This window comes from Caenibius tardaugens NBRC 16725 (genome assembly GCF_003860345.1).
GTDB classification, from domain to species: Bacteria; Pseudomonadota; Alphaproteobacteria; order Sphingomonadales; family Sphingomonadaceae; genus Caenibius; species Caenibius tardaugens.
Genome location: NZ_CP034179.1, coordinates 2,389,978 through 2,410,778 on the forward strand (window position 1 = coordinate 2,389,978; position 20,801 = coordinate 2,410,778).

The 20,801-nt window shown below is 62.2% G+C and carries 25 protein-coding genes, 1 tRNA gene, 1 pseudogene and 1 riboswitch; of the genes and pseudogenes, 23 read left to right on the forward strand and 4 right to left on the reverse strand.

Annotated elements, in window-relative coordinates; genetic code table 11:
• The first annotated feature begins 100 nt into the window (after positions 1-100).
• A riboswitch (glycine riboswitch) is annotated at positions 101-212 on the forward strand.
• A gap of 157 nt (positions 213-369) precedes the next feature.
• From gcvT to EGO55_RS11100, 11 genes are all read left to right on the forward strand, one after another.
• Entirely contained in the window at positions 370-1,539 is a 1,170-nt protein-coding gene (gene gcvT, locus EGO55_RS11050; RefSeq protein WP_021691586.1) for a glycine cleavage system aminomethyltransferase GcvT, read from the forward strand.
• 3 nt (positions 1,540-1,542) lie between these two features.
• A complete protein-coding gene (gene gcvH / locus EGO55_RS11055; protein ID WP_021691585.1) occupies positions 1,543-1,914 on the forward strand; it encodes a glycine cleavage system protein GcvH in 372 nt (123 codons plus the stop codon).
• Between the two features lie 16 nt (positions 1,915-1,930).
• A complete protein-coding gene (gene gcvPA, locus EGO55_RS11060) occupies positions 1,931-3,289 on the forward strand; it encodes an aminomethyl-transferring glycine dehydrogenase subunit GcvPA (protein ID WP_021691584.1) in 1,359 nt (452 codons plus the stop codon).
• Positions 3,286-4,842 (forward strand): aminomethyl-transferring glycine dehydrogenase subunit GcvPB, encoded by a 1,557-nt coding sequence (gene gcvPB / locus EGO55_RS11065; protein WP_021691583.1) that lies wholly within the window; start codon positions 3,286-3,288, stop codon positions 4,840-4,842. Before gcvPA ends, gcvPB begins: the two co-directional genes overlap by 4 nt.
• Positions 4,843-4,923: 81 nt before the next feature.
• Positions 4,924-5,751, forward strand: a complete 828-nt coding sequence (locus EGO55_RS11070; RefSeq protein WP_021691582.1) for an SDR family NAD(P)-dependent oxidoreductase — start codon at positions 4,924-4,926, stop codon at positions 5,749-5,751.
• 33 nt (positions 5,752-5,784) lie between these two features.
• Complete coding sequence (locus EGO55_RS11075; RefSeq protein ID WP_021691581.1) at positions 5,785-6,696, forward strand: NAD-dependent epimerase/dehydratase family protein; 912 nt, start codon at positions 5,785-5,787, stop codon at positions 6,694-6,696.
• 87 nt (positions 6,697-6,783) lie between these two features.
• A complete protein-coding gene (locus tag EGO55_RS11080) occupies positions 6,784-7,239 on the forward strand; it encodes a nuclear transport factor 2 family protein (RefSeq protein WP_021691580.1) in 456 nt (151 codons plus the stop codon).
• Between the two features lie 66 nt (positions 7,240-7,305).
• The gene (locus EGO55_RS11085; protein ID WP_021691579.1) at positions 7,306-8,028 is read left to right on the forward strand and encodes a TonB family protein; all 723 of its coding nucleotides are present in this window, start codon (positions 7,306-7,308) and stop codon (positions 8,026-8,028) included.
• Positions 8,029-8,105: 77 nt separating this feature from the next.
• Complete coding sequence (locus EGO55_RS11090; protein ID WP_021691578.1) at positions 8,106-9,143, forward strand: mannose-1-phosphate guanylyltransferase; 1,038 nt, start codon at positions 8,106-8,108, stop codon at positions 9,141-9,143.
• Positions 9,140-9,958, forward strand: a complete 819-nt coding sequence (locus EGO55_RS11095; RefSeq protein WP_021691577.1) for a class I mannose-6-phosphate isomerase — start codon at positions 9,140-9,142, stop codon at positions 9,956-9,958. Before EGO55_RS11090 ends, EGO55_RS11095 begins: the two co-directional genes overlap by 4 nt.
• On the forward strand, positions 9,955-10,395 hold the full coding sequence (locus EGO55_RS11100) for a DUF2721 domain-containing protein (RefSeq protein WP_021691576.1): 441 nt from the start codon (positions 9,955-9,957) through the stop codon (positions 10,393-10,395). The genes EGO55_RS11095 and EGO55_RS11100 overlap by 4 nt, the downstream gene beginning before the upstream one ends.
• 39 nt (positions 10,396-10,434) lie before the next feature.
• Here the strand turns inward: EGO55_RS11100 and EGO55_RS11105 are convergent, their stop codons facing one another.
• Positions 10,435-10,731 (reverse strand): polyhydroxyalkanoic acid system family protein, encoded by a 297-nt coding sequence (locus EGO55_RS11105; protein ID WP_021691575.1) that lies wholly within the window; start codon positions 10,729-10,731, stop codon positions 10,435-10,437.
• 137 nt (positions 10,732-10,868) lie between these two features.
• Entirely contained in the window at positions 10,869-12,608 is a 1,740-nt protein-coding gene (locus EGO55_RS11110) for a fatty acyl-AMP ligase (protein ID WP_021691574.1), read from the reverse strand.
• A 142-nt stretch (positions 12,609-12,750) separates the two neighbouring features.
• Between EGO55_RS11110 and EGO55_RS11115 the strand changes: the two genes are divergently transcribed.
• The 4 genes from EGO55_RS11115 to EGO55_RS21525 are packed head-to-tail and all read left to right on the forward strand — an operon-like array spanning position 12,751 to position 14,914.
• Entirely contained in the window at positions 12,751-13,314 is a 564-nt protein-coding gene (locus EGO55_RS11115; protein ID WP_021691573.1) for a regulatory protein RecX, read from the forward strand.
• A 3-nt stretch (positions 13,315-13,317) separates the two neighbouring features.
• Complete coding sequence (locus EGO55_RS11120; protein WP_021691572.1) at positions 13,318-13,797, forward strand: DUF192 domain-containing protein; 480 nt, start codon at positions 13,318-13,320, stop codon at positions 13,795-13,797.
• Between the two features lie 41 nt (positions 13,798-13,838).
• Positions 13,839-14,237 carry an NADH:ubiquinone oxidoreductase subunit NDUFA12 gene (locus EGO55_RS11125; protein WP_021691571.1) on the forward strand — a complete coding sequence of 133 codons (399 nt, stop codon included), beginning with the start codon at positions 13,839-13,841 and terminating at the stop codon, positions 14,235-14,237.
• Positions 14,238-14,239: 2 nt separating this feature from the next.
• A complete protein-coding gene (locus EGO55_RS21525) occupies positions 14,240-14,914 on the forward strand; it encodes a DUF2155 domain-containing protein (RefSeq protein ID WP_021691570.1) in 675 nt (224 codons plus the stop codon).
• 53 nt (positions 14,915-14,967) lie between these two features.
• On the opposite strand, the pseudogene aat reads toward EGO55_RS21525, so the two are convergent.
• A pseudogene (gene aat / locus EGO55_RS21750) lies at positions 14,968-15,651 on the reverse strand (leucyl/phenylalanyl-tRNA--protein transferase); the annotation flags it as partial.
• Here aat and EGO55_RS11140 point away from each other — a divergent pair.
• The 7 genes from EGO55_RS11140 to rplA all read left to right on the forward strand — a co-directional run bounded on the left by EGO55_RS11140 (position 15,625) and on the right by rplA (position 19,264).
• A tRNA-Trp gene (locus tag EGO55_RS11140) sits at positions 15,625-15,700 on the forward strand. The pseudogene aat and the gene EGO55_RS11140 overlap by 27 nt on opposite strands.
• A gap of 96 nt (positions 15,701-15,796) precedes the next feature.
• Positions 15,797-16,642: a serine hydrolase gene (locus EGO55_RS11145; RefSeq protein WP_161566038.1), complete on the forward strand. Its 846-nt coding sequence runs from the start codon at positions 15,797-15,799 to the stop codon at positions 16,640-16,642.
• Positions 16,643-16,729: 87 nt separating this feature from the next.
• Positions 16,730-16,879, forward strand: coding sequence for a hypothetical protein (locus tag EGO55_RS20685; protein ID WP_169727750.1), 150 nt, complete (start codon positions 16,730-16,732; stop codon positions 16,877-16,879).
• A gap of 259 nt (positions 16,880-17,138) precedes the next feature.
• Positions 17,139-17,333, forward strand: coding sequence for a preprotein translocase subunit SecE (gene secE / locus EGO55_RS11150; RefSeq protein WP_021691567.1), 195 nt, complete (start codon positions 17,139-17,141; stop codon positions 17,331-17,333).
• A 36-nt stretch (positions 17,334-17,369) separates the two neighbouring features.
• Positions 17,370-17,912 carry a transcription termination/antitermination protein NusG gene (nusG, locus tag EGO55_RS11155; RefSeq protein WP_021691566.1) on the forward strand — a complete coding sequence of 181 codons (543 nt, stop codon included), beginning with the start codon at positions 17,370-17,372 and terminating at the stop codon, positions 17,910-17,912.
• Between the two features lie 214 nt (positions 17,913-18,126).
• A complete protein-coding gene (gene rplK, locus EGO55_RS11160) occupies positions 18,127-18,558 on the forward strand; it encodes a 50S ribosomal protein L11 (RefSeq protein WP_021691565.1) in 432 nt (143 codons plus the stop codon).
• 4 nt (positions 18,559-18,562) lie between these two features.
• Positions 18,563-19,264 (forward strand): 50S ribosomal protein L1, encoded by a 702-nt coding sequence (rplA, locus tag EGO55_RS11165; protein WP_021691564.1) that lies wholly within the window; start codon positions 18,563-18,565, stop codon positions 19,262-19,264.
• A gap of 98 nt (positions 19,265-19,362) precedes the next feature.
• Here rplA and EGO55_RS11170 read toward each other — a convergent pair whose 3' ends face one another.
• Entirely contained in the window at positions 19,363-19,935 is a 573-nt protein-coding gene (locus EGO55_RS11170; protein ID WP_021691563.1) for a hypothetical protein, read from the reverse strand.
• 259 nt (positions 19,936-20,194) lie between these two features.
• Here EGO55_RS11170 and EGO55_RS11175 point away from each other — a divergent pair, with 259 nt between their 5' ends.
• Entirely contained in the window at positions 20,195-20,752 is a 558-nt protein-coding gene (locus EGO55_RS11175) for an outer membrane protein (protein WP_021691562.1), read from the forward strand.
• Positions 20,753-20,801: the final 49 nt, after the last annotated feature.

A 20,801-nucleotide genomic window follows, 5' to 3' on the forward strand; every position in this document is an offset into this window, starting at 1 on the left:
TGCGCAGGAGGGCTAGTTGTCGATATCCTGGCATGCTGAGATTGACTCCCCGGCCGTGTACGGGGAAAGCGGAATCTGTCTTCCGGAGTCGCAAGGCTCCGGGCGCGATGTGGGAGAGATTCCGGGCGGCAGGGGCATGGCTCCTTGTCATTCGGGACGCCGAAGGAGCAACCGCCCCGGAAACTCTCAGGCAAAAGGACCGCCTCGCGTATTGAGACACTCTGGAAAGCGGGCGGCGATGCCGTCCCACCGAAGGGGTAACCCTGTCGCCTTGCGCGCAGGCCAAGCTCTCAGGTTTCCCGACAGAGGGGGTGCGATAGTGGAAACGCTCCTCTGCGGGGTGTGGCTGTTGCGTGTCGGGGACAAGATATGAGCGAATTCGACGATATTCTGGATAACGCGGACGAGGCGGTCGATCTGCCGCCCGCGACGCTGCCGCTCGATGGCTGGCATCGCGCACGGGGCGGTCGCATGGTGGAATTCGCCGGGTACTGGATGCCCGTGCAGTTCCGCGGGATCATGGATGAACATCTGTGGACGCGCAGTCACGCCGGGCTGTTCGACGTCAGCCACATGGGGCAGCTTGAGGTCTCGGGCGAAGGCGCGGCAGCCGCGCTCGAAATGCTGCTGCCCGGTGATATTTCGGCGCTGGCGCCGGGGCGGATGCGCTATTCGCTGCTGCTGGACGACGATGGCGGCATTCTCGACGATCTGATGGTCACCCATCGCGGTGACAGTTTCTATCTGGTGGTCAACGGCGCGATGAAATGGGACGATATCGCCCATCTGCGCGAAGGCCTGCCCGACGATATCACCCTGACCCATCTGGACGAGCATGGCTTGCTGGCGCTGCAAGGCCCGGAAGCGGTGCAGGTGCTGGCGCGCCTGGGGCTGGAACCGGCCTTGCCCGATGGTGTCCCGGTGGAAGGGCTGACTTTCATGCAGGCCGCGCCCTATCTGTGGCAGGGGCGCCCGCTGGGCGTCTCGCGGTCGGGTTATACGGGGGAGGACGGCTTCGAGATTTCCGTCCGCGCCACCGATATCGTGGCACTGGCCGATGCCCTCTGTGCGGACGATGCGGTCATGCCAGTCGGCCTGGGCGCGCGCGATTCCTTGCGGCTGGAGGCCGGACTGCCGCTTTATGGGCATGACCTGACGCCGGAAACCGGCCCTGTCGAAGCCGGGCTGGCTTTTGCCATCAGCAAGGCGCGCCGCGCCGAAGGCGGTTTTCCCGGCGCGGAGAGCATTCTGGCCGCGCTGGCGGCAGGCCCTGTGCGCAAGCGGGTCGGTCTGCTGCTCGACGGGCGCTTGCCCGCGCGCGAAGGCGCGGTGGTTTTCGCAGGGGCCGAACAGGTCGGCACCGTCACCTCGGGCGGATTTTCGCCCACGCTCGAACGCCCGATCGCCATGGCCTTTGTCGATGCCGCCCATGCGGCGCACGGCACAGCGCTGGACATCGAAGTCAGGGGCCGCAGACTGCCGGCCACTGTTTCACCCATGCCATTCGTCCCCCACAAGTATCACCGACAGGGAGCCTGACCCATGCCGCGTTATTTCACCGATGAACATGAATGGATCGACGTCGACGGCGACACCGCGACGGTCGGGATCACCGATTATGCGCAGAGCCAGCTGGGCGATATCGTTTTCATCGAAGTGCCCGATGAAGGCGTGGTTCTGAAAAAGGGTGCGGAGGCGGCCGTGGTCGAATCCGTGAAGGCCGCTTCGGATGTCTATGCGCCGATCAGCGGCGCGGTGACGGCCGGCAACCAGAATCTGGAAGAAGATCCGGCGCTGGTGAACAGCGATGCCGAAGGCGAAGGCTGGTTTTTCAAGCTGACCATTGCCGATGCCGGCGAACTGGAAGGCCTGATGGACGAAGCCGCTTACAAGCGCTTTGTCGAAAGTCTCTGACGCTTAAGGAAACAGCATGCGCTATCTCCCCCTGACCGAGGCCGATCGCGCGGCCATGCTGGCGCGCATCGGCGCGCCCACGGTTGATGCGTTGTTCGTCGATGTGCCGGAATCGGCGCGCTTGTCCGGGCCGGTCGAAGGACTGCCCGGCCATGCGGGCGAACTGGCCGTCGAACGGCATATGACGCGTCTGGCCACACGCAACACCAGCGCGGGCAGCGTGCCGTTTTTCCTCGGTGCGGGGGCGTACCGCCATCATATACCGGCCACGGTCGATCACCTGATCCAGCGCGGCGAATTCCTGACGGCCTATACGCCTTATCAGCCGGAAATCGCGCAGGGCACGCTGCAGATGCTGTTCGAATTCCAGACGCAGGTTGCGCGTCTGCTGGGCTGCGACGTGGCCAATGCCTCGATGTACGATGGTTCGACCGCGTGCTGGGAAGCGGTCGCCATGGCGGCGCGCATCACCAAACGGAAGAAGGCGATCCTCGCATCCGGATTGCACCCGCATTACGTCTCCACCGTGCAGACCATGGCGCGTTTTACCGGCGATACGCTGGTCTATGCACCGCCGGCCTTGACGGCGGAGCCGGACAGCGAAGCGCTGATCGGCCAGATCGACGGGGAAACCAGCTGCGTTGTCGTGCAATATCCCGACATTCTCGGCCGGATCGGGGATCTGTCCGCATTGGCCGATGCGGCCCATGCCGCTGGCGCGCTGCTGGTGGCGGTGGTGACGGAACCCGTGGCATTGGGCGCCATTCGCAGCCCGGGCGCGATGGGCGCGGATATCGTGGTGGGCGAAGGCCAGTCGTTGGGCGTGGGCTTGCAGTTTGGCGGGCCTTACCTTGGCCTGTTCGCCACGCGTGACAAATACGTGCGGCAGATGCCCGGCCGCCTTGCCGGGGAAACGCAGGATGCCGCCGGGCGACGCGGCTTCGTGCTGACCCTGTCGACCCGCGAACAGCATATTCGCCGTGAAAAGGCGACGTCCAACATCTGCACCAATTCCGGCCTCTGCGCGCTGGCGTTTTCCATCCATATGACGCTGCTGGGCGAAAAGGGCCTGCGCGCGCTGGCGGCGGAAAATCACCGGCTGGCCTGCCTCGCGGCCGACCGGCTGGCGCAAGTGCCGGGGGTGAGGGTGATCAACACCGCCTTCTTCAACGAATTCGCGATCGCCATCGATGGCGATGCGCGAAGCGTGGTGCGGGCTTTGGCCAGCAAGGATGTGCTGGCGGGCGTATCGCTGGGGCGGCTTTACCCCGATCGGCCGGAACTGGCGGCGGGGTTGCTGGTGGCGGTGACCGAAACGGTGAGCGAAGAGGATATCGAAGCCCTCGCGAAGGGACTTGAGGAGGCGCTGGTATGAGCACCCCGAACCAGAGCGGGTGGAAACCCGGAACCCCGGCCACGCCGACCGATGCCGGTGATCAGGGGACCATTACCGGCAATCGCGGGCTGATGCTCGAGGAACCCCTGCTGTTCGAACTGGGCACGAGGGAAACCTGCGGGGTCGACCTGCCGGTGCCTTCGGGCGCGGCGTCGGCCCGGCTGGGCGGGCTGGAACGCGATGGGGGGATCGGCCTGCCCGGCCTGTCCGAACCGGAAACCGTGCGCCACTATACCCGGCTCAGCCGCCAGAACTATGCCATCGATCTCGGGATTTTCCCGCTGGGTTCGTGCACGATGAAGCACAATCCCCGGCTGAACGAGAAAGTGGCGCGTTTGCCCGGTTTTGCCGATCTGCACCCGTTGCAACCCGAAGCCACGATACAGGGCGCGCTGGGGGTGATCGCCGAACTGGGGGAATGGCTGCTCAGGCTCACCAATATGGCGGGCGTGGCGATGAGCCCCAAGGCCGGTGCGCATGGCGAATTGTGCGGCATTCTGTGCATTCGTGCGGCGTTGGAAGCGCGCGGGGATGCACGTGAGGTGATCCTTGTGCCGGATAGTGCGCATGGCACCAATCCGGCGACGGCGGCCTTTGCGAACTATCGCGTGGAAAGCATTCCGGGCACCGTGGATGGCCGGGTCGATGTGGCGGCGTTCAAGGCGCGGCTGGGGCCGGATGTGGCGGCGGTGATGATCACCAATCCCAACACCTGCGGCCTGTTCGAGCGTGATATGAAGGAAATCTCCGACGCGGTGCACGCGGCCGGGGCCTTCGTCTACTGCGATGGCGCGAATTTCAACGCGATTGTCGGCAAGGTCCGGCCGGGCGATCTCGGCATCGATGCGATGCATATCAACCTGCACAAGACCTTCTCCACCCCGCACGGTGGCGGCGGGCCGGGCAGCGGCCCGGTGGTGTTGTCCGAAGCGCTGGCCCCGTTCGCCCCGCTGCCTTTCGTGGTGCAGACCGCCGATGGCTATCGTCTGGTGGAGGAAGAAGGCGCGGCGGATCAGGGCGGTGCCCAGGCCTTTGGTCGAATGAGTGCGTTCCACGGCCAGATGGGCATGTTCACCCGCGCGCTGGCCTATATCCTCAGCCACGGGGCCGATGGCTTGCGGCAGGTGGCGGAAGATGCAGTGCTGGCCGCAAACTATGTGCTGCGCAGCCTTGATGACGTGCTGGATGCGCCGTTTGGCGCCTATGGCCCGTGCATGCATGAAGCCCTGTTCAGCGACAAGGGCTTTGGCGAAGGGCTGTCGACCATCGATGTGGCCAAGGCGCTGATCGATGAAGGCTTTCACCCGATGACCATGTATTTCCCGCTGGTGGTCCACGGGGCAATGCTGGTCGAACCGACCGAGTGTGAAAGCAAGGCCACGCTGGACCAGTTCATCATTGCCCTGCGCGGGATTGCCGAACGGGCGCTGGCAGGCGATGCGCAACTGGCGCAGGCCCCGCTCTATGCCCCCCGGCGACGGCTCGACGAGACGTTGGCGGCGCGCAAGCCACGGCTCGTTTTTCAGGATTGACCGGCAAATTCGAAACTCTTGGTATCCCCCGTTGCCCGTGCAGAACGGAGCCGTTACAGATCGGGGGAGACAGGAGAGAGTATGCTGGATTTCAAAGGTAAGACGGTTCTCGTCACCGGCGGCGGTGCCGGGATCGGACGCGCGATAGCCGAAGCATTCGGCCGTGCTGGCGCGAACGTGGTGATCGCGGAAATCGATGAAGGCCGCGCCGCCGATGTGCGCAGCGCTCTCGATGCGGCGGGCGTAACCGCGCTTGTTTCGCAGACCGATGTGCGCGAACGGGCCGCCATCGATGCGCTGATGGCGCAGGTGCAGGAACGCTTTGGCGGGCTGGACGTGCTGGTCAACAATGTGGGCGACTTCCTGGGCATCGCCAAGCCGTTCGTCTACAACACCGATGAAGATCTGGACGCACTCTACGCGATCAACATGAAGTCGGTGTTCCTGACCACCCGTGCGGCGATCCCCATGCTGCGTCCGGGCGGCAGCATCATTTCGATTTCGTCGATCGAGGCGTTCCGTGGCATTCCGAACACGACAGTCTATTCAACATTCAAGCACGGGATTACGGGCTTCACCCGCAGCCTCGCGCTGGAACTGGGCCCGCAGAACATCCGCGTGAACGCGATCGCGCCGGAAACCACCGAAACCCCGCAAGTGCCGGTGCACGGGCTGGTTGCACCCGAACATCAGGATCATATCGAACGGTGGATTCCGCTGGGCCGGTTCGGCAAGCCGGAAGATGCGGCAGGCGCGGCGCTGTTCCTCGCCTCCGATCTGGCAGGCTGGATTACGGGTACGACGATCAATCTCGATGGCGGCGCGCTGGCAGCGGGCGGCTGGTACCGCGATCCCAAGGGATTGTGGACCAATGTGCCGGTCGTGTCGGGCAACGGCTTCAATTTCTGACGGTCAGAACCAATTGCGCGCGGGAGAGACGCTGTGAAAATTCTTGTTGTGGGCGGTACGGGCATGATCGGTGGTCATGCGGCGCTGCATCTGCAATCGCTGGGTCATGATGTGGCGATCGCCGGGCGGCGCCCGCCACAGGCCTCGACGGAACTGGTCAACCTGCCGTTTGTCCAGGGCGATTTCATGGAAGGCACGTTCACGAAAGAACAGCTCGCGCCGTTCGATGCGATTGTCTTCGCGGCGGGCAACGATATCCGGCACTTGCCCAAGGGCGAGAATTTCTCGGCCCATGTCCTGCGGTCCAACGCCGAATGCGTACCTGCCTTTGCCGCGCTTGCCCGCGATGCCGGGGTGAAGCGTTTCGTCCATATCGGCAGTTTCTATCCCCATATCGCGCCGGAACTGATGGAAACCAACGACTATATCCGCTCGCGCCAATTGGCGGTGGACGGGATTATCGCGCTGGCAGGCCCGGATTTCCATGTCTGCAGCCTCGATGCACCGTTTGTTGTCGGCACTGTGCCGGGGATGCGCCTGCCGATGTTCGAGGCCTATACCCGTTATGCCGAAGGCAAGATGGACGGTCTGGAGCCATTCGGCCCGGCGGGGGGCACGAACTTCATTTCCTGCCGATCCTTGTCCGAGGCGATTGCCGGGGCGCTGGACGGCGCCGAAAATGGCAAGGCCTATCTGGTGGGCGATGAAAATCTCGCCTTCGCGGACTATTTCGGGATGTTCTTCAAGGCTGCGGGGAACCCCGCGCCCGTGCCGGAACTGGACAAGGAACATCCGTTCATCCCCGATGTCGGGCTGTATACCGGGCGCGGCAATTATGTGCGCTACGAACCCGATGCGGCGGAAACGGCGCTGCTGGGTTATCGCCGTAACGATATCATGGCTGCGGTGGAGGAAATCGTCGGGCAATACCGTTCGCGCGATTGATCCTGCCCCGCCAACTCTTTCCCGGCCCAGCGGATGGCACCGGGTGGGGAAAATCAACGATACCATTTTCATGGAAGAGGTGTGTTTGTGACTGCAAATCTGGAAGCTCTGGAACAGGCGTATCGCCGCAATGGCTCGCTCTACGCGCGGGCGATGGACGCGAACGAGCCCGATTTGCTCGATGGGGTGATGACGGCTGATGCGGTCATCGAATCGCCGGGTGCGGTCATGGATGGAATCGCGGCGATCCGCGCCTGCCCCGGCATGTTGCGCGAAATGTTCCAGTCCACGCAGCATCTGGTGCACAACCAGACGGTGGAACAGCTTTCCGATACGGAAGCGCGGGGCGAAACCTACTGCACGGCCAGCCATATCCTGCCGCCTTCCGGTGAAGGCCAGCCCTATAGCGCCCTGGTCTGGGCGATCCGTTATCAGGATCAGTTGCGGCTGGTCGATGGTGTGTGGAAGATCGCCAAACGCGCGCTCGTGCTGGACTGGACCGAAACCCGCCCGGTCGATTTCTCCGGGCGTCAGGGGGCCTGAGCGCCAGACAGGGATTTGTCAGAGATGCTTGCACCCGCCCGGTTGCTGTAGGAAAACGGGCGGGACATGGCGGGCGATCTTGATATCAAGCCGCCGCGCGCGGCGCGGATCGGTATTTCCTTCGGTATCGTGCTGCTGCATCTGGCGTTGCTCTATGGCCTGATGCGGGCTTTTGCACCGGATTTCACCGCCGCGACAGTGGACAAGGCCCTGTCGGCCTTCACGGTTACGATTACCACGCCTCCGCCACCGCCGCCGGCGAAAACCGCACCCGATCCTGCGCCGGACGAAGGCCGCGCCGGGGCCGAAGGGCGCAAGGCCGAAGCGCGCGAAACCGCAGCGCCCAAGGCGAAAATTCCCATACAGACCGAACCCGCACCACCCGTCGCGTCGACCGGCACGGATAATGTCTCCGGTGCGCACGATACGGGCGCGGGTAGGGGTGCGGACGGGGTGGGGACCGGGCCAGGCAGCGGCCGTGGCGGTGGTGGCCGGGGCGGTATGGCGGTGCGCGGGGTTGAAAAGATTGCGGGCGATATCAATTCCGCGAAAGATTATCCCAAAGCCACGCGGGAACGCCGGATCGGTCATAGCGTTACCGTGCAGATGACCGTCGGCATTGATGGGGAGGTACGTGATTGCCGGGTCACCCAGCCCAGTCCCGATAGCGAAGCGGACGCGATTACCTGTCGTCTCGCCACGCAGCGGTTCCGATTCCGTCCCGCGATGGATGCGGCGGGAAATCCCGTTCCCGGCAAATATGCCTGGCGTCAGCGCTGGTTTTACTAAATTTGGCAAACGCGCCGTTAACTATTTTTAACTCCTGCTTGCTACAGGGGGCTGATTGCGGAAAGTAAGTGGCAGAGATGATGGGAATTGTGCCAGTGGTGCTGTGTGGAGGCGGGGGGACCCGGCTGTGGCCGCGCAGCCGCCTTTCCCGACCCAAACCGTTTTTGCCGCTTCTCGATGATAACAGCACCCCGTTTGCCGCCACACTGGCCCGGTGTGCGGATGATACGCTGTTCGCACCGCCGCTGATTGTCGCAGGTGCCGCGCATCTCCACCATGTCGAGGCGGAAACCAGTCAAATATCCGGCGCGCAGGTGATAGTAGAGCCAGCCATGCGCAACACGGCCGCGGCCATTGCGCTGGCCGCGCACCGGCTGGATCGTGATGCGGTGATGCTGGTCTGCCCGAGCGATCATTTCATCGCCGATACCGATGCCTTCCGCCGGGCTGCGCGCGACGCCGCGACGCTGGCGTCGGAAGGCTGGCTGGTGGCATTTGGCATCGCGCCCGGCGAACCGGAAACGGGTTATGGCTATATCCGGCAGGGGGAACCGCTGGGCGCCGGATACCGTATCGACCGGTTTGTCGAGAAACCCGACAAGGCGCGGGCCGAGGCATTTCTGGCAGAGGGCACCTATTACTGGAATGGCGGGTTGTTTGCCTTCACGGCGGGAACCTATCTCGACGAGCTGGCAATGCACCGTCCCGCTCTGGCCGCAGCGGTTGGCGAGGCGGTGGCGCAGGGACAGGCCGACGGCGCGCACTTCCACGCCGATCCCGACGCCTTTGCCCGTATAGAAAGCGAATCGATCGACTATGCGGTGATGGAAAACACCACGCGGGCGGCCATGGTTCGGGTGGATATGGGCTGGTCCGATATCGGCAACTGGAAAAGCCTGCAGGCCGCACGTCGGCACGATGCCGATGGCAACACGGTGCGCGGTACGGCGGAACTGATCGGATGCCGCAATGTCATGGTCGACAGTGACGGTCCGCGTGTGTCGGTCATCGGACTGGAAAACGTCGTGATTGTCATCGACGGGGACGACATTCTGGTGACCAGCGCAGAGGGCGCACAGCGGGTCGGCACGTTGCAGGGCGCCACGCCCGCATGAAACTGGCCACGCGCATGATTGACAAGGTGTGGGGACGCGACCGGTTGCCCGCCCCGTTTGCCGCGCCGCGCGGGCAAAGGATCGGCGAAATCTGGTTCGATCCCCCACCCGAACTCGACGATCTTCTGGTGAAGTATATTTTTACTTCGGAAAAACTGTCGGTTCAGGTGCATCCCTCTGCCACGCAGGGCAACGGTGCGCCTGATGGCAAGGACGAATGCTGGCTGGTGGTCGATGCCGATCCCGCCGCCATGGTGGGCATTGGGTTTACCCACCCCGTTTCGGCCGACACGATCCATGCCGCAGCGCAGGACGGTTCGATCGAACAGATGCTGGCTTGGCACAAGGTGGCGCCGGGTGATTTCTTTTATATTCCCGCAGGCACGGTTCACGCGATCGGCGGCGGGGTCAGCCTGATCGAGGTTCAGCTCAACTTCGATGTGACCTATCGGCTCTATGACTATGGGCGCCCGCGCGCGCTGCATCTCGATGCAGGGATCGCTGTCGCGCAGGGCGTGGTTTACGATCCGGCCTTGCATTGCACCGTCCCGAAGAATGGTCATGCGATCCTGTCCGATGGGCCGTGGTTCCGGCTCGATCGTGTGCAGGGTGCACCCGATGCGGCCTGCGCGCGCCGGTATGGGCAAGGTCCGTTGCTGGGGATTCCGCTGTCGCCGGGTGTGACACTGGATGGCGAGGCGATAGCGCCCGGCGAATGCGCGCTGATCCCGGAACTCGGGGCCTTGCAGATCGGGGATGGGGCGCAGTGCCTGCTTGCACAGCCTTGCAAAAGGGATGATAGATTGGTGCGGTGATCGCCCATACTATCCAGCTCGCCCTTGCACCGGTTTTTGTCCTGGTGGCGCTTGGCAACATCATGAACATCTTGTCGACCCGTTTGAGCCGGATCGTGGATCGTTCCCGGCACCTGATTGGCCGCCACGCGGAAACGGAAGGGCTGGATCACGATGCGGTGGTGCGAGAAATCCGCATGCTGGACCGGCGCATTGCCATTATCGGCCGCGCAATCCTGATGCTGGTGATGTGCGGCCTGACTATTGGCTGTGTGATCGCGATGCTGTTTCTGGACGGTTTTACGAGGCTCGACATGCAACTGGCGGCGGCCTGCGCCTTCCTGATCGCTATTGCGCTGATGATGTACGCGCTGCTGCTGTTCCTGCGCGAAACGCGCATTGCATCGGCCAGCCTGCGGGTGCCGCACAGCTTCATGGAATGGGAACGCGAACTCTAGATTGTCGCCCGGCCGTTTCCGGGCGGGGCTTGCGCGGGATCAGGCCAGCAGTTTCTGACCCTGTTCCTTCACCGTTCCGGCAATCATGGGTTCGACGAAGCTGAGCGCCAGCGGCAAGGTAAGGTCGATGACCACTTCGTGATCCGCAATCACGATATTGCCCGCCAGATTTTGGCCCATGGCGGAAATGACCAGGTCGACCTTGTCTTCCCCGACCCAGTTGGTCGTGACTTCCGCCACGCCGCCCGGGACATTGCCAGCGAGGTCTTGCGCGCGTTCATGCAGACGCTTGCGGACTTCTTCGCGGGACAGTTTGTGAGGCACGGTGACGCGCATGGAAGTGTGATCCCTGTTTTGTGTGGTTGGGGGCAGAGTGGCAGTCCGGCCCGGTTGGGGAAAGGGCTTTTATGCAAAATGAAGAAAAAGGGCGCCGCCCATGTGGCAGCGCCCCCGATCAACCGGTGTCTGTGTGACTATGCCGCTTCGAGCAGCTTGTAAGGTTCGATCTCGCCCGAAAGGTACAGCTTCTTGGCCTTGGCGCGGCTGAGCTTGCCCGAACTGGTGCGCGGCAGGGTGCGCGGCGGCACCAGTTCGACCACGCAGTTCATGCCGGTGATCGAACGCACCTTGTCGCGGATCTGGTCGCGCAGCTCGACGCGCTTGTCCTCGTCCGAAACGCGGCAATGCACCAGAACGGCGGGGGCTTCCTCGCCATTGTCGGTCTCGACCGAAAAGGCCGCGATATCGCCATGGTTGAAACCGGGAAGCTGTTCCACGGCCCATTCGATATCTTGCGGCCAGTGGTTCTTGCCGTTGATGATGATCATGTCCTTGGCGCGGCCGACAATGAACAGATACCCATCGGCCATGTAACCCATGTCGCCTGTGTCCAGCCAGCCATCCACGAGGCATTCCTCGGTGGCGACAGGATCGCGGAAATAGGAATGCATGACGCTGGGGCCCTTGCACCAGACTTTGCCGATCTGGTGATCGCCCTTGGGCTTGCCATTCTCGCCCCGGATTTCCAGCGCCATGTCCTTCACAGCCTTGCCGCAATTGACAATCGCCCGGTACCGCGCCGGGCGTGACAGATCGCGCGGGGTGCCCGAAAGGCGTTCTTCTTCGACCAGTTCCACGCGGATACCTTCACCGGGCGGCATGATGGTGACCGCCAGAGTCGCTTCGGCAAGGCCGTAGCTCGGCAGGAAAGATGTGGCCTTGAACCCGGCTTCGGCAAAGGCATTGACGAAGCCCTGCATCACGTCGGGGCGGATCATGTCCGCGCCATTGCCCGCGATCCGCCAGCGCGACAGATCGAAGCGTTCGGAAACATGGCTCTGGCTCGAAATGCGGCGGGCGCAGATATCGAAGCCGAAGGTCGGGGAATAGGACAGCGTCGTGCCGGGATTGCGGCTGATCATGTCGAGCCAGGCCAGCGGGCGCCGGGCGAAATCCTCGGTCTTGAGGTAATCGGTCGAAACCTGATTGGCGATCGGCGAAAGCAGGCAGCCGACCAGACCCATGTCGTGGTACCACGGCAGCCATGAGACGCAGCGATCATCGGGTTCCAGCTTCATGCCGATGCTGTGGCCCGCCAGATTGTTGAGCAGCGCCTTGTGCGTCACGGCCACGCCATGCGGAAAACGGGTGGAACCGCTGGAATACTGGAGATAGCAGATATCGTCCGTCTGCTGTTCGGGCAGTGCGCTGTCCGCCGCCGGGCTGGCGCGGAAATCTTCGTAGGTCACCCCGTCGCAGCCCTGCCGCGCCGCCGCCGCGCCCGCCATTTCAGTGATTTCGGCCGGGAACAGCAGCATTTGCGGATCGGAACTGGCAAGCTGGACCGCAAGCTGGTCGATATAATTGTCCTTGCCCCCGAAGCTGGTGGGCAGCGGCAACGGCACCGGCCACGCGCCAGCGTAAACCGCGCCGCAGAACAGGGCGGCAAAATCCACGCCTGTTTCCGCGATCAGGGCAATACGCTCACCGGGGCGAATGCCGCGCGCGACAAGGCGGCGCGCCATGGCCCGCGCATCGTCACGCAGTTCGGAATAGGGATAAACCCGGGCAAGATTACCGCGGGGATCGTGAAAATTGAGCCCTCGACTGCCTTGCGCGGCATAATCCAGCGCTTCGCCAAATGTGGCAAAGTCGGAAAATCGGCGCTCTAACGCGCAGCGGTTCGGCGTCGGTTGAAGGGCGTCGTCGGTCATATTTCTGCTCAACCTACTGGTTTGGCGCGAGTATTTCGGCCGATGTTCGCATCTAAAACTATGCATCACTGCCATCACAATATGATTGTGGCGTGTTGCGAGGCCCTTCCATTCTTACGGGACTGTGGCACGAATAAGGCCGATGGTTAAGGAACCCCTTTCAGATAGTCGCAAGCACAGGGCGCCTCGTCCGCTCTACGACGCGCGTCTGGAGGAACTGGCGCTGGCTTATGTGGCGCGTTTTGCCACCAGCGCGGCCCGGCTTGAAGCCTACCTCGCGCGCAAACTGCGCGAGCGCGGATGGCAGGGCGAGACGCCGGCTGACATCCCGGCCCTGATCGCCCGGTTCGTCGATCGTGGCTATTGTGACGATGAAGCCTATGCCCGGATGCGCGCGGGCGGTCTGCTGCGTCGTGGCTATGGCGCCCGGCGGGTGAATCAGGCGCTGGGCGTGGCCGGAATAGCGGACGATATCCGGGACAGCGTGCGTCCGGGGGTGGCGCAGCAGCGCCGCGCCGCGCTCGCCATGGCGCGCAAGCGCCGGTTCGGCCCGTTCGCCCCCGTCGCCCCCGATGCCAGCCGACGTGAAAAGCAGATTGCGGCAATGTTGCGGGCAGGCCATGAACTGGGCAGCGCGATGGCGCTGATCCATGCCGACAGCATCGATGCTGCCGAAAGCTGGGTATCCGAGGTCGAGGAGGAATAGACGATGCGCATTTGGCCGATAGCCATGCTGTTGCTGGCGGCCTGCACCCCGGGGGCGGGCGAAAATGCCGCTGCGGCGAAGCAGGTCTCGACCGTGTCGAAACATCCCGAATCAGGATTGCGGGTTATTCCCCTGACCGTCAGTCACGACGGGAAAGAGAATCATTTTCGCGTGGAAGTGGCCCGCACCATGGAAGAACAGGCCAAAGGGCTGATGTTCCGTACCGCCATGGGGCCGGATGAAGGGATGCTGTTCCCGTTCGATCCGCCCCGCGACGCCAGTTTCTGGATGAAAAACACCGTGATCCCGCTGGATATCGTGTTTATCGGCACCGATGGCCGTGTGTTGAATATCAGCGCCAATGCCGAACCCTATTCGCTGGAACCGCGATCGTCGACAGGGGTGGCCAAGGCCGTGCTCGAGCTTAACGGCGGGCGGGCTGCGGCACTGGGTATCGCACCTGGCGCACAGGTGAGGTGGTGAGGTGCTTGCCGTTCGCGTGAACACAAGCTAACGCGCGCTTCATGGGAATCCTCTCGAAAATCTTCACCTGGTGGAACGGCGCGACAATTGGAACGCTGTTCAACAGTGCGCTGACGGGCGAGCAAGTCGGTACCGATGCGCAGGGCAATCGCTACTTCCGGTCGAAGAAGCCCGGTCCGCACGGGCGTGAACGCCGCTGGGTGCTGTATGACGGCGCCAACGATGCGAGCCGCGTGCCAGCCGAATGGCATGGCTGGCTGCACGGATCGTTCGACGATGTGCCGGAAAGCCATCTGCCCCCGGCGAAGATCTGGGAAGTCGAATATACACCGAACGCCACGGGCACGGTGAACGCCTACCGTCCCAGCGGGGCGCTGGAACGCGGTGGCCAACGGGCTGCGGCAACCGGCGATTACGAAGCCTGGGCGCCGGACTCCTGACTATGCGGCGGTTCCGGCCGTCCACGCGGATTGCGTTGCTGCCGCTCGTTTCGGCAGCCGTTCTGCTGTCCGCCTGCTCTGGCGAACCGGAGGAGAGCAAGCCGAACGAAACCGCGCTCCCGAAAGAGCTGTCTGGCGAATTGGGCAAGACGGCCCGTCCCGTGGCCACCGACATCGGTTCGCCAATGGAAGAACGGGTGGCGACGATCGGGGTGCTGAACAAGCGCAACAACCTTTCGCAGGATCTCCAGCTCAAGCCGGGCGAAGCGAAGCGGGTTGGCAATGTCGTGGTCAAACTGTCGGCCTGCGAACGGACCGCCCCCTGGGAAAAGCCGCCTGAAGTGGGGGCCTTCGTCCAGGTCATGGTGAATCAGCGGACAAGCGTGGATCAGCCTCTGCGCTGGCAGCGCATTTTTTCCGGCTGGCTGTTCAAGAATTCGCCTTCACTCAATGTCGTGGAACACCCGATCTATGACGTTTGGGTCAAGGACTGCGCGATGAATTTCCCCGGGGAGGAGTCCCCACCGGCCTCGGCTTCGGGCGAATCGTCCGGTGCGTCGGCCCCTGCGGTGAAACCGGCGCCCAAACCTGCGACTGAAACACCGGCTGCTGCGCCAGCGGCTGCCAGTACTCCGGCAAAACCTTCCGGCAGCGAAGACCAGGGCCCTCCGCGCTGATCCTGCGCCTCTTGCAGTAATATCAGGTATTCCTGCTGCGAAATCTCGATCGCGCCGAGCGAGGCGAGGTGATCCGTCATGAACTGGCAGTCGAGCAAGGTCACACCGGCTTGGCGCAACGCGACAACCAGCCATGCCAGCGCGACCTTCGAGGCATCCGTCGCGCGGCTGAACATGCTTTCGCCGCAGAACACCCGATCGAAACCGACGCCGTAAAGGCCGCCGACAAGCACGCCATCCTGCCAGCATTCGATTGCATGCGCATGTCCGGCGCTATGGAGCGCATGATAGCTGTCCGCGATGCGTTGGCTGATCCAGCTGTCGGGATGTTCGGGCCGGGGTGCGGCGCAGGCTTCAAGGACCGCATCGAAGGCCGCGTTGCAGGTTACGGTGAAGCGCCCGCTTTTCAAAACCTTTCGCAGAGAGTGCGAACAGTGGAACCCGTCCAGCGGCAGGATGGCGCGCCGTTTGGGTTCGACCCAGAATATTTCGGGATCATCGCGTGAATCGGCCATCGGGAAAATGCCGCTGCGATAGGCGGTCAACAACAGATCCGAGGGGATGATCGAAGTTACGGGCGCATGCATCGCCCGTGAATCTAGCAGATGCGGGGAATCCGGGGAATGCGCAGTTTTTATGCTCAATTTGCGTTTAGGTGGGAAGTTGCCTTGCCAAGCCCGTTGCTTCCCACTACAGGCCCAACCGCCTGCAGGAGTGTAGCTCAGTTGGTAGAGCATCGGTCTCCAAAACCGAGGGCCGCGGGTTCGAATCCTGCCACTCCTGCCATTTCCCCCCGATCCTGATTGGCCGCAAACAACGCACGCGGTGTTTGCGAATATGCAGAGCACTTCACGGCATATGCGTATGATTCGGACATTGCTTGTGACGGCTATCGCCCTGGCAGCGGGGGTTGTGTTGGTTGTGCAGACCATGAATGCTCGCCACGATATTGGCGGCACCATGCGCCATCATAATCTGCGCAGTGGGGTTATCATTTATGGCATTCAGGGTGAGCATCCACGGATAAGGCGCTTCGCATCGGAAAAGGGTAAGGTTTACAATTTCTGGAGCCTGTCCAAACCGATCACGGCAGCGGCTGTTTTTGCCGCTGCGGATCGAGGGTTGGTCGATCTGAATGAAAAGTACGCGGGGGCTTCGGTTGCGGATCTCCTGCGTCATGCGGGCGGATGGGATCGGAAGTTAGCCGGAGATCCCATTCACGATCTGCAGGAGCAAGAGCGTTGTATCGACATGCCGATACCACCCCGCCAGTTTGAACCCGGCACCAAAGCAGAATATTCGAATGTCGGTTACTGTGCGCTCGGGCGATTGATTGAGGGGCGCTTCGATCAATCCTATCACGACGCTGTAACCGCGATGATCCCTGAAGCGATCGGGATGACATATGACGATCGGCTCGGACCTGCTGGTGGCTGGGGTGGCACGGCAGAACAGTATTTTGCATTCGCGCAACGCGATGTTCCTGCTCGGGCGCTTGTCCGGCCATCTTTCGCGTCGACCGGACCATATTATGCTTTGGGCTGGCGTGTCCTGGGCGACGGTACCCTGTCGCATTTTGGCATGCTGACCGGTACGGCAAACGATCAGTTCACGGTAGTTTACAAACGTGGTCGGTGGACTGCGGTCGGGTTGTTTTCCGGGATGCCGACAAATGGGGAAATTGCACGCAACGATCTGCTTTCGGCGATCCGCGCGCTTCCTCGATAAGCCGCGATTCACGCCCGCGAATCGGGAACCAGGCGATGAATCGTGCGTTTTGTGAGGCAGGATGCAGCTTCATCGAGGAGCACGATCATGAGCAGCATGACGTTTCGCAGCAGTCGTCCCGATACCTGGACATTGCCCCGCTCGCATACCGATCCCAGTCTCCGCTATCAGAAGCATGGACCGGTGCAGCCGATGTATCGTCCGACGTTCTGGGAGCGTTTGTGCGGCGTGCGCTAGTTTGCGCGCTAACCAGTGGCGGGCAGGTCTGATACCGTAGGGGTGTGGCAGGCGCGCGCGGGCGCAACGATGCGCCTGCAAGCCGCCCTGTGCGGCTAAAGTGTGCCGCATCACCTTGCATAATCCACCAGCCGGGGCTAAATGCCTGCTGCCTTCCGACATTCGGAGCCTCACTGCCCCTCCCGGACATGGTCCGGGGCGGCGATGCCCCCTAGGCGGAAGGCGCATGTTTTTTGAACGGTAAGAGTCGTCACGTCATATGGCCAAGACCAGCCCTACTGAGTTTCTTCGTCAGGTTCGCACAGAGGCCTCCAAGGTTGTGTGGCCGACGCGTGAGGAAACGATCAGGACCGCGATTTTCGTCGGTATCCTGATGCTCATCCTGTCGCTGTTTTTCCTTGGCGTCGATTCCCTGTTCAGCGCCGTGGTGCGCGGGCTGCTTTCGCTGGCCTGACGGCACGGCATAACACTGGATACGGATTACAGCACTATGGTCGCTGCGCGTTGGTACATCATCCATGCCTATTCCGGCTTTGAGAACAAGGTTCGCGATTCGATCCTCACTGAGGCCGAACGTCTGGGCCTGTCCGAAGGCGTCGAACAGGTCGAGGTTCCGACCGAAACCGTCACCGAAGTGAAGCGTGGCAAGAAGGTTCAGGTCGAACGCAAGTTCATGCCGGGCTACGTTCTTGCCAAGCTGAAGCTCAACGATGACGTGTATCACCTCGTCAAGAACACCCCGAAGGTTACCGGTTTCCTCGGTTCCAGCGGCAAGCCGCAGGCCATTTCCGAGAAGGAAGCCGCCCGTTATTTCGGCGCTGCCGAAGAAGCGGCGGCCCAGCCCAAGCGCCAGGTCAACGTCGATTACGAAATCGGCGATTCGGTCAAGGTGCTCGACGGGCCGTTCGCCAGCTTCAACGGCGTTGTCGAAGAACTCGATTTCGACAAATCGAAAGTCAAGGTGTCCGTGTCGATCTTCGGCCGCGGAACCCCGGTGGAACTGGACTTCGAACAGGTCGAACTGGTCAAGTAACTTCTGGTCGTCGCTCCCTCCGCATCGCGGTGGGCGGCACGCATCAAAAAGTTGCTTTTGGGCGCCCCTTCGATTAGGGGCGCCGCTTCCCGCAAGGGATCTGTGCGGAAGGATGGCCCACCGGCAACGGGATCGCCATCTGCCTGACCGCTAAACATGAGGATGGGATACCCGGTTTCCCGGGCCTGTCCGACAGTGTGAAAGGAGTGGCCACATGGCCAAGAAGATTGAAGCCTATATCAAGTTGCAGGTGCCTGCCGGCTCCGCAACGCCGTCGCCGCCGATCGGCCCTGCACTGGGTCAGCGCGGTGTGAACATCATGGAATTCTGCAAGGCGTTCAACGCCGCGACGCAGGAACTTGAAAAGGCGATGCCGATCCCGACCATTATCACGGTCTATGCGGATCGCAGCTTCACGTTCATCACCAAGACGCCGCCCGCATCCTTCCTTATCAAGAAGGCTGCCAACCTGAAGTCGGGTTCCAAGGAACCGGGCAAGGTTTCGGCCGGGACGATCGCACGCTCCAAGCTTGCCGAAATCGCTGAAGTGAAGATGAAAGATCTGAACGCCAACGATATCGAACAGGCGACCAAGATCATCGAAGGCTCGGCCCGCTCGATGGGTCTCGAAGTGGTGGAGGGCTGATAGCATGGCCAAGCAGACCAAGAAGCAGAAGATGCTCGCTGAAAAGCTGGGCGACAATCAGGCACTGCACACTTTCGACAACGCGCTGCAGACGCTGCGTGACCTCGCCACCGTGAAGTTCGATGAAACCATCGAAGTCGCGATGAACCTGGGCGTCGACCCGCGTCATGCCGACCAGATGGTCCGTGGTATGGTCTCGCTGCCTTCGGGCACGGGCAAGGACGTTCGCGTTGCTGTGTTCGCTCGTGGCGACAACGCTGACAAGGCTCTCGCCGCCGGTGCGGACAAGGTTGGCGCCGAAGACCTCATGGAAGACATGCAGGCTGGCAACCTCAACTATGACCGCGTGATCGCAACCCCGGACATGATGGGTGTTGTCGGTCGTCTCGGTAAGGTTCTGGGCCCCAAGGGCCTGATGCCGAACCCGAAGCTCGGCACTGTGACGCCGAACGTGGAACAGGCCGTGAAGGACGCCAAGAGCGGCCAGATCGAATTCCGCGTGGAAAAGCTGGGCATCATTCACGCCGGTATCGGCAAGATGTCGTTCAGCGACGATGCGATCAAGGCGAACTTCAACGCTCTGGTTGACGCTGTGGTCAAGGCCAAGCCGTCGGGTGCCAAGGGCAAGTATGTCCGCAAGGTTTCGCTCAGCTCGTCGATGGGGCCTGGCCTCAAGATCGATACGGCAGACCTCGCCGGCGCATAATTTTCATGGCGTTGCGGCCCCGATGGGCCGCGATGCCGCGAAAACTGCCAGAAACAAAAGGCCGGGGGTATCCTCCGGCCTTTTTGTTTGTCCCGCGCTTACCAGTCTGGGGTGAGGTTGGCGCGGGTATAGCATTCCTGCACCAGACTGATCGGGGTTCCATCGGGCAGAGACAGGACCGCGCGTTGCATCAGGATGGTATCCGCAGGACACCCTGCACCGCCACCCCGCACGGATGCGAGTTTGCGACGCGTGAAATCGAGCGCGGCGACCGCTTTGCCGAAAGGCGTGTCGGTGCTTTCCAGTATCCCGTTCATTTCGGGCGAAAGACGCGCGGGAACATACCAGTTGTGCGCTTCGGACAGGACGGTTTCCCCGCAGACAAGGCGCACATGGCGATAGCCGATCGTGTCCCCTTCGTTGAGCCTGAGCAGATCGCGAAGATCTGACGGTTGATCCCCGGCGTCACTTGCCATTTGCACCGCGCGGATCACCGGCGGATTGCCCATATTATGCGTCCGGCACCACTGGGTCAGCGCTTCGGTCGCGCTGACGTTTGCGTCCAGCGTGCTTTCAAACGCATCAAGCGGGAGCGGATTGGGCGTCGTGCAGGCCGCAAGCGACAAACCGGCAGCGTAAACTCCGATTCTGGCGGTGCGGGGGGAATCCATAAGCGCTGGTTACCGGAAAGGCTGCTCCGAGGCAAAGCCGCTGTGCAGCTTTTTACGGGCGCGCCAACACGCCACTGTTGCCGAAGATAAACAGCAGATGAACAGCTATGTTGCTGAAAGGCAACGGTTAAAGTCTATGTCCTGAGGGAGGGGGCATTTGGCTTTGACTGGGTATCCCCGCTCCCCTAGCCGGACGCCGTGGTTGCCGCAAAACATAAAACCACAATTGTTCGCAAGTATAGTTCCTATTGGGGATATTATGAAGAAGATCACTATTGCAGCTCTTGCTGCCGCTGCCGCCGTTCTGCCCGCCGCTGCTCATGCGCAGGCATACGTTCAGGTTGAAACCGGCATCGACGCCGTCGACACCAACCCGGGCAGCGATGAAGGCATTCTCTACGGCGTTTCGGCCGGTTACGAATTCCCGCTGAGCAACAGCGTGTTCGCAGCAGTCGAAGCTGGCCTGTCGGACAGCAACGTCAAGGAATGCGCACGCGACGTGGACGTGCTGGGTGACAAGCTCTGCGCCCGCACCGGTCGTGACATTTCGGCAACGCTGCGTCTCGGCACCAACCTGAGCGAAAACAGCAAGCTGTACGTTCTGGGTGGCTACACCAACGGCCGCGTGCGCGTCACCTATGACGACGGCGTGAACGATTACTCGGACGGCACGAACCTCGACGGTTTCCGTCTGGGCGCTGGCTATCAGCACAACTTCGGCCAGAACCTGTTCGGCAAGCTCGAGTATCGTTACTCGAACTACGAACAGGGCTTCGAACGCCACCAGGGCGTTGTTGCCGTCGGCATGAAGTTCTAAGACTTCATCGACTGAATACGAAGCGGGGGTGGACCAGTGGTTCGCCCCC